Here is a 13,423-nt window from a genome sequence, read left to right as displayed (position 1 = left end):
ATGAAACCTCTGCACATCTGAGTGAAATAACTAATATGTTTTAAAATTACAACCCTCTTTTAATTCTAAGTTTTGTATATTTGTTTAACATAAACAACAAAAGATTAAACACGGATAAATTAGTGACTAAAGCTGCTATAAATATTGTTTGGTTCAAGCGTGATTTGCGATTTGTAGATAACGAAGCCTTGTTTGCTGCGCAAAATTCGGTATTGCCAGTACTATTTGTATATTGTTTTGAACCAAGTGTTATGGAGTACGATGATGCCGATGTGCGTCATTGGCGGTTTATTTATGAGTCGATTCAGGATTTACAAACGAAGCTCAATGCAATCAATGGAACATTCTATTATTTTCACAATGAAGTACAGGCTGTTTTTGTCGAGCTACTAAAGAACTACGATATTAAGGAAGTTTATTCTCATCAAGAAATTGGTAACAAAATCACTTTTGATAGAGATATAGCAATGCAGGATTTTTTCGAAAGCAATAATATTATCTGGAAAGAATCTCAGTTACACGGAGTAATTAGAAAATTAAAATCACGACAGCACTGGGACAAACGCTGGGAAGAAGTGATGCGGGCTGAACCAAAAATGAGTGCCATTCAGGATTTTAATTTAATTCAACTTGAGGATGCTGTTTATAATTCTATAAAAGGGAATCCGCTTTCAGAAGCTATTACGAAGACCAATAAGAATTTCCAAAAAGGAGGCGAGAATCTCGCTTGGCGCTATTTGGATAGTTTTGTAAAAGAACGCTATATCAATTACAGCAAGCATATTTCTAAACCGGCCTTGAGTAGAAAAGGTTGCAGTCGCTTATCGCCTTATCTGGCGTATGGAAATATTAGCATGCGAATGATTTATCAATACACAAATCAGCATTACGAGAATTCTAAGAATAAACGAGCGATTCTTAATTTCGTTTCTCGACTGCATTGGCATTGTCATTTCATGCAAAAATTTGAAGATGAATGCCGAATGGAATTTGAAAATGTAAATAGAGCATATGACACTTTGGTAAAGCCAAGGAATGAAATTTATATCAAAGCCTGGCAAGAAGGAAAAACAGGTGTGCCAATTGTAGATGCCTGCATGCGATGTTTAGTAGTGACAGGATATATCAATTTCAGGATGCGAGCTATGGTGGTTTCTTTTTTCACATTTAATCTTTGGCAAGATTGGCGGGACTTGCATTTTCTAGCAAGACAGTTTCTGGATTACGAACCTGGAATTCACTATCCACAAATCCAAATGCAATCAGGAACAACGGGAATAAATACAATTCGGATTTATAGTCCAATAAAAAACTCTGAAGAGCACGATCCAGAAGGTGTTTTTATTAAACAGTGGTTGCCTGAATTAGCAGAAATTCCAGTCAACTTAATTCATGAACCGTGGAAGTTAAATCCAATTGAACAACAATTTTATAGCTGTGAAATAGGGAAAGATTATCCCGAACCTATTGTTAATATTGAAGAAACTAGAAAACGGGCTAGTGATATAGTCTGGAGTTTTCGGAAAACAGATGAAGTGAAAGAGGAAGGAAAACGGATTTTGAAAAAGCACGTTTCCAATCCGAATCGAAGAACTAAAAAAACAAAAACATAATGACTATTTTTTTAAAAGCAAACTGGGAAAACATTATAATGGCTAATTATGAAATTGATCCTAACATACTACTTCCTTTCTTGCCTAAAGGTGTGGAGCTTGATTTGTATGATGGAAAAGCCTACGTAAGTCTAGTTGGGTTTATGTTCAAGAAAACCAAACTTTTCAATGTTCCAATTCCTTATTTTGGCACTTTCGAAGAAATTAATTTGCGTTTTTATGTGGTTCGAAAGGAGGGGAATACGTTAAAACGCGGTGTAGTTTTTGTCAATGAAACTATTCCGTATCCTATTGTGGCTTGGATGGCTAATAAATTATACAAAGAGCACTATACCGTGGTACCAACAAAGCATGAAATTACAAGGGAGACAAAAAGTCAAAAAGTAGAATTTAAATGGCTTTTAAATAAAAAATGGAATAGTATTTATGTAGAAGCAACCACGGAATCTAAGGTGATGAAAAGTCAATCTTTAGAAAAATTTATATATCAACATTATTATGGCTACACTAAAGTCGACCAAAATAATACCGAAGAATACAAATTACAGCATCCGAGTTGGTTAGTCAATCAAGTATTAGATTATAAAATTGATTGTGATTTTACAGCGATGTATGGTGAGTCCTTTTCGGGTTTAAATACGACCAAGCCAGAAGCGGTTTTTATAGCCGAAGGTTCATCGGTGGGTATAGAGTGGAAAAGAAACAGATTAAATATGGGTAATGAAAGGTATTAAAAAACAAAACTTGCCCTCTAAAACGTGTGTTGTTTGTAATAGACCTTTTACTTGGCGTAAAAAATGGGAAAAGGTTTGGGATGAGGTAAAATATTGTAGCGATAAATGCAGAAGCAACAAATAAAATGAGTAAAAAAGTAAGACTTGTTCTAGGCGATCAACTAAACAGCAATCATTCTTGGTTTAAAACTGTAGATGATTCGGTGACTTATGTTATGATGGAAATTCGAACGGAGACCGATTATGCATCGCATCACATTCAAAAAGTGGTTGGTATTTTTTCTGCAATGAGAAGTTTTAGCAAGGAACTAGAGTTAAAAAAGCATAACATTATTTATATCAATCTAGTTGATGAAAACAACTTACAATCATTTGAAAACAACATTGAAAACTTAATTTCAAAACATAATTTTACTCATTTTGAATACCAATTGCCAGATGAATTTCGTGTTGATGAAGCGTTAAAAAATCTGAGTAAAGTAATCACAATTTCAAGTTCGATCGCTGATTCGGAGCACTTTTTCACAACACGAAATGAATTAGAGCACTTTTTTGAAGGTAAGAAAACCTTTGTGATGGAAAATTTTTATCGGATGCTTAGAAAAAAGCATACTGTTTTAATGGAAGGCAATCAGCCATTAACTGGCAAGTGGAATTATGATAGCGACAACCGAAAAAAGTTGCCCAAAAATCATAAACCGACACCGCCATTAGTTTTTAATAATAATGTTTCAGAGGTTCTTGATGAAATCAGTAAAACGGATATTAAAACCATCGGAAATATTGATGCTGTAAATTTTCTTTGGCCAATTAACCGAGAACAATCGTTGCAGTTATTAGACTTTTTTCTAGTAGAATGTTTGCCTTTATTCGGAAGTTATCAAGATGCCATGTCCCCAAATGAGTGGTCTTTATATCATTCTCGACTTTCATTTTCTATGAATTTAAAGATGATTTCACCACAAGAAGTTATTGATAAAGCTATAAAAGAGTGGGAAAGTAGACCCAGTGAAATTGAATACAATCAATTAGAAGGATTTGTGCGACAAATAATAGGTTGGCGCGAATACATGCGAGGGATTTATTGGCTGAAGATGCCTGAATATGCTAGCATGAATTTTTTTAATAATCAAGAAAAGTTGCCAGATTGGTTCTGGACAGGCAACACTAAAATGAATTGTTTAAAAGATACTATAAATCAATCTTTAAATTATGCATATGCCCATCACATTCAGCGATTAATGATAACTGGGAATTTTGCGCTTTTAGCCGGAATTCATCCTGATGAATTAGATGCTTGGTATCTCGGAATCTATATTGACGCGATTGAATGGGTTGAAATTACAAATACTCGTGGCATGAGTCAATTTGCAGATGGTGGAATTGTAGGCACAAAACCCTATGTAAGTTCGGCATCTTATATTAATAAAATGAGCCATTATTGTGGCAGTTGTTATTATAACAAACAACTTAAAACAGGTGAAAAAGCCTGTCCTTTTAATAGTTTATACTGGAACTTTTATGATAAAAATGAAGATAAATTAGCAAAAAACCCAAGGATTGGAATGATGTATAATGTTTGGAGAAAAATGGAACCAGAAGCAAAGGCAGCCTTATTAGAACAAGCAGATTATTATCTAAAAAAAATAAATGAATTATGAAAACGGCTATAGTTTGGTTTACAACTGATTTACGATTATATGATAATGAAGCGCTTAAAAGAGCAATTACTCAAAGTGAAAGTGTTATCCCTGTTTATTGTTTTGATGATTCCCATTTTGAAACTACCCAATATGGTTTTAAAAAATCAGGTAATTTTCGAACGCAGTTTTTATTGGAATCATTACAAGATTTAGACAATAATTTACGAAAGATGGGTTCGGGCTTGATTATTTTAAAAGGAAAGCCAGAAGTTGAAATCCCGAAAATTGTAGCAGAATATAGAGTTCGAAAAGTTTTTGCTAAAAGAGAAGTAGCATTTGAAGAAAAACAAACAGAAAGCTTGGTTCAAACGGCACTTTTCAAATTGCGTTGTGAACTAGATACTTATAGTACGAGTACTTTATATCATGCAGAAGATCTGCCGTTTTCGCTAAAAGACATTCCAGATGTTTTTACCACCTTTAGGAAGAAAACAGAATTAGATGCCGCTGTAAGAAATGTTTTTGACCAACCAATAACAATTGTGTCTCCAGAAATCCCAGAATTAATTTTACCTACTTTAAAAGATTTAGGTTTGCATTTTTCTCCAATGGATTCTCGTGCAGCCATTCAATTCAAAGGCGGAGAAACAGAAGCAATGAAGCGATTAAACCATTATTTTTTTGAAACAAAAAAACTATCCATTTACAAAGAAACTAGAAACGGAATGGTAGGGGATGATTATTCTTCAAAATTTTCAGCTTGGTTGGCTTTGGGATGTATTTCACCGAGAACAATTTATCATGAAATAAAAAAATATGAAAAGGAACATGGCGCTAACGAATCTACATATTGGTTGATTTTTGAGTTGTTATGGCGTGATTTTTTTAGATTTATGTTTAAAAAATACCAAACTAAATTTTTCTTGTATTCTGGTATAAAGGCTGATAAAGTGAATTCGAAATCCTTAAGTGAAAAATTACTCTTACAATGGATAAATGGCACAACTGATTCAGATTTTATTAATGCTAATATGCTAGAGCTTAAACAAACGGGTTTTATGAGCAATAGAGGTAGGCAAAATGTTGCTAGTTATTTTTGTAACGAACTCAATATGGATTGGCGTATTGGAGCTGCTTATTTTGAATCGCAGTTAATAGATTATGATGTTTGTAGTAACTGGGGGAATTGGGCGTATTTAGCAGGCGTTGGAAATGACCCAAGAAAACACCGTTATTTTAATATCGAAAAACAGGCTAGTGACTATGATAAGGACAGGGCTTTCCGGGATTTGTGGTTGCAATAGCTTTTTTTTTGAAATTATAAAATGTAACAAAAACCGACATTTAACGACCAATCCTACTAACGCTTTTCTTATCACAAGAAAGCAAGAGATTTTCCTTATTTTTGTTAACCAATTAAAAAGATACTAATGAAAAAACTAATTCTAATAATGGCTGTATTACCCACAATAGCTTCTTTTGGACAAAACCAAAAAGCAGTACACTATCCAGAAACCAAAAAAGGAGAAACGGTAGATCAGTATTTTGATAGTAAAGTGGCAGACCCTTATCGCTGGTTAGAAGACGATCGCTCTGCAGAAACTGCAGCTTGGGTTAAAGCAGAAAACGAAGTGACTTATGGATATTTAAACCAAATTCCTTTTCGTGATGCGCTTAAAAACCGCATGGAGAAATTGTGGAATTATGAAAAGATAGGCGCACCCTCGAAAGAAGTAAACTTTACTTACTATTCTAAAAACAACGGACTCCAAAACCAATCGGTAATGTATAGAAAAGATGCTTCTGGAAAAGAAGAAGTTTTCTTAGATCCTAATACTTTTTCAAAAGACGGAACAACCTCACTAGGAGGAATTGATTTTTCAAAAGACGGTTCTAAAGTAGCTTATGCCATTTCTGAAGGCGGAAGCGACTGGAGAAAAGTAATTATTATGGATGCATTATCTAAAAAAATAATAGAAGACACCTTAATTGATGTAAAATTCAGTGGATTGTCTTGGAGAGGAAATGAAGGTTTCTATTATTCTAGTTACGAAAAACCAAAAGGAAGTGAATTGTCTGCTAAAACAGACGAACATAAATTGTATTTTCATAAACTAGGGACTGCTCAAAAAGAAGACAAAGTCATCTTTGGCGGAGACCAAAAACGCAGGTATGTAGGAGGTTATGTCACAGAGGATGATCGCTATTTAGTGATTTCAGCAGCTAATTCTACCTATGGAAATGAATTGTATATTAAAGATTTAACGGTTAAAAATAGTCCTATCGCTACAATTGTAGATAATTTCAATAGCGATAATAATATTATTGATAACGAAGGAACGAAGTTGTTTATTGTAACTGATTTAAACGCGCCCAATAAACGCATTGTAACGGTAGATGCAAGTAGTCCATCTCCATCAAAATGGGTTGATTTTATTCCGGAGACTGAGAATGTACTGTCTCCTTCTACAGGTGGTGGATATTTCTTTGCTAATTATATGAAAGATGCTGTTTCAGTGGTTAAACAATATGATTATAATGGGAAATTAGTTCGTGATATTCAATTACCAGCTGTAGGAACAGCAGGAGGTTTTGGCGGAAAGAAAAAAGAGAAAACATTGTATTACTCTTTTACAAATTATACTACACCAGGGACGATTTACTCTTTTGAACCTAAATCAGGAAAATCTGGGGTTTACGCACAGCCAAAAGTGGACTTTAAAAGTGAAGATTTTGAATCTAAACAGGTTTTTTATACTTCTAAAGACGGTACTAAAATTCCAATGATTATAACTTACAAGAAAGGTTTGAAATTAGATGGTAAAAACCCGACTATGCTTTATGGTTACGGTGGTTTTAATGTGAGTTTAACGCCAGCTTTTAGTATCGCTAATGCAGTATGGATGGAAAACGGTGGTGTTTATGCTGTGCCAAATATAAGAGGTGGTGGTGAATATGGGAAAAAATGGCATGATGAAGGAACTAAAATGCAAAAGCAAAATGTTTTTGATGACTTTATCGCTGCTGCTGAATACTTGATTGCTCAAAAATATACTTCCTCAGATTTTCTTGCCATTCGCGGTGGATCAAATGGAGGTTTGCTAGTAGGTGCAACCATGACTCAGCGTCCTGAATTGATGAAAGTCGCTTTGCCAGCAGTGGGCGTGATGGACATGTTGCGTTACCATACTTTTACAGCAGGTGCAGGTTGGGCGTATGATTATGGTACAGCACAAGACAGCAAAGAAATGTTTGAATATATCAAAGGATATTCACCAGTGCATAATGTAAAAAAAGGAACACATTATCCAGCAACTATGGTCACTACGGGAGATCACGATGATAGAGTAGTGCCAGCACATAGTTTTAAATTTGCAGCTGAATTGCAAGAAAAACAAGCGGGAACTAATCCAACATTAATACGTATTGACGTAAAAGCGGGGCACGGTGCAGGAAAATCAGTGGCGGCTAGTATTCAAGAGAATGTAGATGTTCAAGCATTTACACTTTATAATATGGGCTTCAAAACCTTACCAAAATTAAAATAATAGAGGTTTAATTGGGAGCTACTTCCTGCTTTTCGCTATATCTCTTATTATCTCTTAAAAACGAGAAAACAAGAGGATGCCGCTTCAAGCAGGGCTAGGGAATAGACACACAATAAATATTTTTTATAACAAAACGCCAATCGGGAGATTGGCGTTTTGTATTTGTAGAAGTTATACTAGAAAGGGTCTGGATTTTATAAGTCGGAAAGTAATATTTTAGACAAAGGCTCATCGTGTCCGTAGATATCATCATAAAAATGGATTAGGCCCTCGCGATCAACCCAGGCGGTAAAATAACCAATGTACACTGGTATTTGGGTTTTTAGATTGTAAGTTTTCTCAACTCTTCTATTCATGGCAGCACCTATTTTTTCTACAGTCCAGTTTGTGTCGCCTTCTAAAACCGCGATTGCTAAATCTCTTGGGCGGGCTACACGAATACAACCATGGCTAAATGCCCTTTGTTCCTTGTCAAATAAGCTTTTTGAGGGGGTGTCATGCATGTAAATAATATGAGAATTTGGAAAAACAAATTTCACCTTACCCAAGGCATTTTGTGGTCCTGGTCTTTGTCGTACTCGGTTGCCAACCCATTCCATATCGTGTTTAGCCAAGTAACTCCTGTTTCTGGCAATAGCTGGTAAAATTTCTTTTCTTAAAATACTTGGTGGCACATTCCAATACGGGCTGAACACTACTTGGTTCATCATACCACTAAAAACGGCTGTTTTATTCATAGATTTCCCTACCACCACTTTGGAGACAAGTACGGGTCTGGTTTCCTTAAAATAAGTAAGGGTAAAAGAAGGTATATTGACCACTATGGATTGTTCGGTTTTTGTTAAACCAGGTGAAATCCATCTCGATCGCTCCATATTGACCATAAGAGTCTTGATACGCTCGTGTACGGTGATATTCATGTTGCTGATATGTTTTGGCAACAATAAGGAATCAGTGTCGAATGCGTTGCGCTCTTTGTATTTTAAGATGCCTTCTAGTAGCTCATTGTCAAATATTTTTTTTTGAGAATCAATTTTTAAATCTCCGGTGATAAACAAACGTTTTCTAATTTGTAAGATAACATCAGAAGTATCTCCGGGTTTCAGGGGTTTTATGTTTTTGGGAAAGAGAATTGGAGCCCAGCCCCCATTTTTTTCAATAGTACTGTAATTATGAAGTACATCTTTTAAAAGATAATATTGACCAGGAAGGTCTTTTAGTTGTTTGTTGATCAGGCTCGGATCCTGAAGTAACGAGTCCAATCGATTTACATACGATTGTTTTTTTCGAGGAAGATACCAACCCAGTTCTACCGTTTTTTTAACGTCTAATCCTTTAAACATGCGATCTGCATAAAAGAAATAGAGCGAAGACATTAGAAGTTCTACTTCAATATCTGACTTTTCCATGTTTTCTTCATCCTGAAAAATGGTTTGTAATTTCTCAGCATAAGGTACGTGGGTTTTTATTCCTTCCTGATCTAAATTATTGACTTTGTTATATAGCAACGCTGCAAACTCGTTCATGCCATTGCCATCATTCCAAAGGAATTGATAATTGTGTTTCCGATAGAGTTGGATGACTTCCGGTTTTAGGTATTTGAACTTTGGATATTTTGCAAAAAAAGAAACTACTAAAGTACTGTCAAAAGGAATCGGAGGAAATGAAGGAATCTTTTGGTAATGTAGAGCGGCACAGGCCTTTGATAGGCTGCTCGCTTTTGTTGTAGTAGGAAGTCCCAATATTAGCAAGCAGTTTAGTAAAAAACAGAGATGACAAGTATGCGTTTCATGCCAATATATTTATAGTGTTGACTATAAATATACGAAAAAACAAGGAAAATTTAGAAGTGTTGAATTGTTATAATCTTTATTGAAAATATAAAACATTGAAGCTTAATTTAAGTGGTTTTAGAAACCAAAATAACAGCTGAAATTGAATTTATATTTGTTAGAGCAATAGTGTACAAGCTCTATCTTTTTGATTTGGCCTGTTGATTTAGTGTTAAAAAAAAACCTCCTGCGTGAAGCAAGAGGTTTATATGATGGTTGAATATTTGTCTTAAGGGCCATTTTTTTTATCCACTTACCAGATTTTAACTCTTTTATTTGGAGCCAAATATAGGGAATCAGTAGGTTTTATATTGAAAGCAGTATAAAACTCAGGAATATTGCGGACAACGCCATTGATCCTGAATTTAGCAGGTGAATGTGGGTCGTTAGCTACTTGCCCCCGTAAATCATCTTCACGTGCTTTTTCTAGCCAAACTTGTCCCCAACCAAGAAATATCCTTTGTTCTCCTGTGAAGCCATCCAAAACTGGAGATTCTTTTCCATTGAGACTCATTTTGTAAGCCTTTAAGGCAATAGATAAGCCACCAAGATCACCAATATTTTCACCCTGCGTAAATTCTCCATTAACATTCAGGTCCGGAAATACTTTGAATGCAGTATATTGGGCTACTAACTCTCCCGTTTTTTGTTTGAAGGCCACTAAGTCTTTAGGAGTCCACCAGTTGCGCATAACTCCATCACCATCGAAAGTACTTCCTTGATCGTCAAAGCCATGACCAATCTCATGACCAATTACCGCTCCAATCCCACCATAGTTTACAGCATCTTCTGCACTAGCATCATAGAAAGGTGGCTGTAAGATAGCCGCGGGAAATACAATTTCATTTAAAGGAGGATTGTAATAGGCATTTACGGTTTGTGGTGTCATACCCCATTCTGTACGATCGACAGCTTTGCCTAATTTGTTAAGTTGTCGATTGTATTCGAAGGCAGTAGCTCTTTGTTGGTTTCCAAAATAATCATTTTTAATAATTTTTAATGACGAGTAGTCTCTCCATTTGTCAGGATAGCCAATTTTAACGGTGAATTTTGACACCTTATCTAAGGCTTGTTTTTTTGTCTCAGGACTCATCCAATCCAGTTTTTTAATACTTTCTTCATAAGCTTTGATTAGGTTTTTAACCAAGAAGCTTACTTTTTCTTTAGCTTCTGGGGAGAAGTGTTTTTCAACATACACCTTACCAACTATTTCGCCAAGGTTTTTATTCACTGTTTCAACTCCTCTTCTCCAAAGAGGTCTTTGTTTTTCTGTACCTCTAAGTGTTGTACTATAAAAATTGAAATTTTCATTTTCTAAAGCAGTATTTAAGGACGTTGCTGCTCCATGAACTACACTCCATTTTAGATAGGCTTTCCAAGTGGCTAATGGGGTTGTTTTTATTATGTCATTAAGCGATTTAATATATTCGACTTGAGGGATGACAATATTTTTTTGGTTTTTGATTCCGGCAGTAGTTAGCAGGGATGCCCAGTCAAAATCAGGCATGAGTTGTTTTAAATCTTTAATAGGGTATTTGTTGTAAAGCTTCATCATATCCCGAGTTTGCTCTTTTTTCATGTGCTTAGCAGCCAAAGAGGTTTCTAAAGCCATAATTTTTGGAGCGAGTGCAACCGAGCTTTCAACACCACCCAACTGAAGCATCTTGTCTATATGAGTAACATATTTTTTACGAATCTCTTTTGATTTATTGTCTTCTAGAAAATAATACTCTCTGTCTGGAAGTCCTAGACCACCTTGCCAAGCGTACAGCATGTATTGAGAAGGGTCTTTTAGGTCTTCCATAACCCCAATTACGAAAGGACTGTTGTTTCCGGATTGGTTCGCATGGCCAAAGTATTCTGCTAAATCACTATAATTTGAAATAGAATCAATTTTCTTAAATTCGGGAAGCAGTGGCGCAACTCCTATTTTATTTCTACCTATGGAATCCATATAGGCTCCATAATAATCACCAATTTTTTGTTCATCTGATCCATCCGCAAAATCACTTTTAGATGCGTTTTCGATAATAGCTTTAACATCTTCCTGCGATTTGTCATAGACTATATAACCAGCACCATAGTTGGGTTTGTCTGCTGGGATTAATGTATTGCGCTGCCAAGTTCCGTTGACATAAGCATCAAAATTATCACCGGGCCTTATTAGGGTATCCATGTTTTTTAGCATCAAACCTGACGCTAGTTTTTCATCTGATTTAATTTTATTGCATGCGCCAAGAATCAGAATAGGAAGTAATAGTAAAGCAATTTTAAAAGAGGAGAGTTTGCGTTTCATAATTGTTATTTTTTACAGTATCAAATATAATTAAAAATTATCATGGCATGTTTAAATAACTAAAAATAAGTATTTTATAGTTTTATTTTTCTAAAAGGACATTTGAAAAATCTATTTTATAAATAACAATGAAGCCAGTTCATCATCTCTTTTATAAATGTCTTCGTAAAAATGAATTTCTCCTTTATCATCTACCCAAGCGGTAAAATAGCCAATGTAAACGGGGATTTTATTTTTAAGTGTGTACCATTTTTCTTCTCCGCTATTCATGGCTTCTATAATCTTTTGCTCATCCCATTTTTTATCATTTTTCAGAATAAGAGTCGCTAATTCAATGGGTTTTTCTACTCGGATGCAACCGTGGCTGAAGGCTCGATCTTCTCTGTTGAAGAGGCTTTTTGCAGGGGTGTCGTGTAAATAAATAGCATTCGAATTAGGAAATAAAAACTTAATTAACCCCAATGAGTTTTTGGGCCCCGGCTTTTGGCGCACGTAATCACCGTGCCACTCCATATTGTGTTCCTCCAGATAGTTTTCGTTTTTTTCAATACCGGGAAGAATTTCTTTTTGAAGGATACTCTTTGGGATATTCCAGTAAGGACTAAAGACGATAGATTTCATAGGGGCACTAAAAATCACGGTTTGATTCATCACTTTTCCTACTACAACATTAGACCTTAACTCTGGCACGCCGTTTCTAAAATAGGTTAATTGATAAGCAGGGATGTTAATGGCAATCAATTCTTTTGCTTTAGTGATGTCACTTGAAACCCATCGGCAGCGTTCCATATTAACGATTAGTGTTTTGATGCGTTGATCGACCGGGATGTTCATGTCTTTAATGTTTGCCGCAAGAATTTTAGTATTGGTTTTGCTGCCGCTTCTATTTTTGTATTTTAAAACTCCATCCGCTAGTTCTTTATCATACACCGCGCTTTTAGAATCTTTAGATAGATCTCCTGTGATGAATAATCGTTGTCTTATCTGCGCAATTGTAGTAGTGCTGTCACCAAGGTCAAATGACTTCGTATTATTATCGATAGTTATGGTTTTCCAACCTCCTTTTTGTTCTATTTGGCGGTATTCTTTTAGTATTTTTTTTAGTAAAAAATATTGGCTTAAAACCGTTTTTTCGTCTTTGTTTATTAAAGAGGGATCAATTAAAAGAGAATCGAGATAACTGCCGTACGATTGCTTTTTTCTCGGGAGATACCATTCCATTTTAGTAGATTTTTTAGGATCGATACCATGATATACATTGTCAGCATAAAAAAAATAGAGTGCTGAATTCAGCAATTCGGTTTCAGTATTTGGTTTCTGATTGCCGTCAAAATTCTCATAAACAGCGTCTAGCTTATCTTTGTAAGGAACAGGTTCTTGGACTCCTTCTTCGCTCAGGTTGTTAAGTTTGTTATGTAACAAATTACCAAATTCATTTATTCCGTTGTGCCCATACCAGACATAATGAAATTTATGCTTGCGGTATAATGCCTCTACATCAGATTGGTATTTTTCTAACTTTGGATGCTCCTTAAAAAAAGTTTGTACCAGCGTACTGTCAAATGAAGTTTCGATTTGGTCTGGAATAACAGCAACAACAGTACCTTTCTTTTTGCAGGATACTGTTGTAATTAAAAGTAAAAAAACAACAAATTCAATCGATATAAATAACTTTCTCATACTATGGGGCTTATGCTTTCTTTTGAAACTAATGCTAAAATACATTAATTTTTTGTGGGATAATAGGCAGTTACTTT

At 35.2% G+C, this 13,423-nt stretch carries 9 protein-coding genes; 6 read left to right on the top strand and 3 right to left on the bottom strand.

The annotated features are described in order from the left end of the window. The first annotated feature begins 80 nt into the window (after nucleotides 1-80). The 6 genes from QO182_RS11105 to QO182_RS11080 all read left to right on the top strand — a co-directional run bounded on the left by QO182_RS11105 (nucleotide 81) and on the right by QO182_RS11080 (nucleotide 7,538). Entirely contained in the window at nucleotides 81-1,613 is a 1,533-nt protein-coding gene (locus QO182_RS11105) for a deoxyribodipyrimidine photo-lyase/cryptochrome family protein (protein WP_371540897.1), read from the top strand. Further along, nucleotides 1,613-2,347, top strand: coding sequence for a YqjF family protein (locus QO182_RS11100; RefSeq protein WP_371540898.1), 735 nt, complete (start codon nucleotides 1,613-1,615; stop codon nucleotides 2,345-2,347). Before QO182_RS11105 ends, QO182_RS11100 begins: the two co-directional genes overlap by 1 nt. Further along, nucleotides 2,334-2,471: a DUF2256 domain-containing protein gene (locus QO182_RS11095; RefSeq protein ID WP_371540899.1), complete on the top strand. Its 138-nt coding sequence runs from the start codon at nucleotides 2,334-2,336 to the stop codon at nucleotides 2,469-2,471. The genes QO182_RS11100 and QO182_RS11095 overlap by 14 nt, the downstream gene beginning before the upstream one ends. 1 nt (nucleotide 2,472) lies before the next feature. Then, on the top strand, nucleotides 2,473-4,008 hold the full coding sequence (locus QO182_RS11090) for a cryptochrome/photolyase family protein (protein ID WP_371540900.1): 1,536 nt from the start codon (nucleotides 2,473-2,475) through the stop codon (nucleotides 4,006-4,008). Continuing rightward, nucleotides 4,005-5,294: a DASH family cryptochrome gene (locus tag QO182_RS11085; RefSeq protein ID WP_371540901.1), complete on the top strand. Its 1,290-nt coding sequence runs from the start codon at nucleotides 4,005-4,007 to the stop codon at nucleotides 5,292-5,294. The genes QO182_RS11090 and QO182_RS11085 overlap by 4 nt, the downstream gene beginning before the upstream one ends. A 147-nt stretch (nucleotides 5,295-5,441) precedes the next feature. Further along, nucleotides 5,442-7,538: a prolyl oligopeptidase family protein gene (locus QO182_RS11080; RefSeq protein WP_371540928.1), complete on the top strand. Its 2,097-nt coding sequence runs from the start codon at nucleotides 5,442-5,444 to the stop codon at nucleotides 7,536-7,538. 194 nt (nucleotides 7,539-7,732) lie between these two features. Here QO182_RS11080 and QO182_RS11075 read toward each other — a convergent pair whose 3' ends face one another. The 3 genes from QO182_RS11075 to QO182_RS11065 all read right to left on the bottom strand — a co-directional run bounded on the left by QO182_RS11075 (nucleotide 7,733) and on the right by QO182_RS11065 (nucleotide 13,346). After that, a complete protein-coding gene (locus tag QO182_RS11075) occupies nucleotides 7,733-9,280 on the bottom strand; it encodes a murein L,D-transpeptidase (RefSeq protein ID WP_371561657.1) in 1,548 nt (515 codons plus the stop codon). Between the two features lie 343 nt (nucleotides 9,281-9,623). Continuing rightward, nucleotides 9,624-11,666 carry a M13 family metallopeptidase gene (locus QO182_RS11070; RefSeq protein WP_371561655.1) on the bottom strand — a complete coding sequence of 681 codons (2,043 nt, stop codon included), beginning with the start codon at nucleotides 11,664-11,666 and terminating at the stop codon, nucleotides 9,624-9,626. A gap of 111 nt (nucleotides 11,667-11,777) precedes the next feature. Beyond that, nucleotides 11,778-13,346 carry a murein L,D-transpeptidase gene (locus tag QO182_RS11065; RefSeq protein ID WP_371561653.1) on the bottom strand — a complete coding sequence of 523 codons (1,569 nt, stop codon included), beginning with the start codon at nucleotides 13,344-13,346 and terminating at the stop codon, nucleotides 11,778-11,780. Between the last annotated feature and the right edge of the window lie 77 nt (nucleotides 13,347-13,423).

Origin of the sequence: Flavobacterium sp. Arc2, from assembly GCF_041431385.1 — a bacterium.
Taxonomy (GTDB): domain Bacteria; phylum Bacteroidota; class Bacteroidia; order Flavobacteriales; family Flavobacteriaceae; genus Flavobacterium.
The sequence above is the reverse complement of the archived record's forward strand: the minus strand, read 5'-3'. Positions and strand labels throughout refer to the sequence as shown.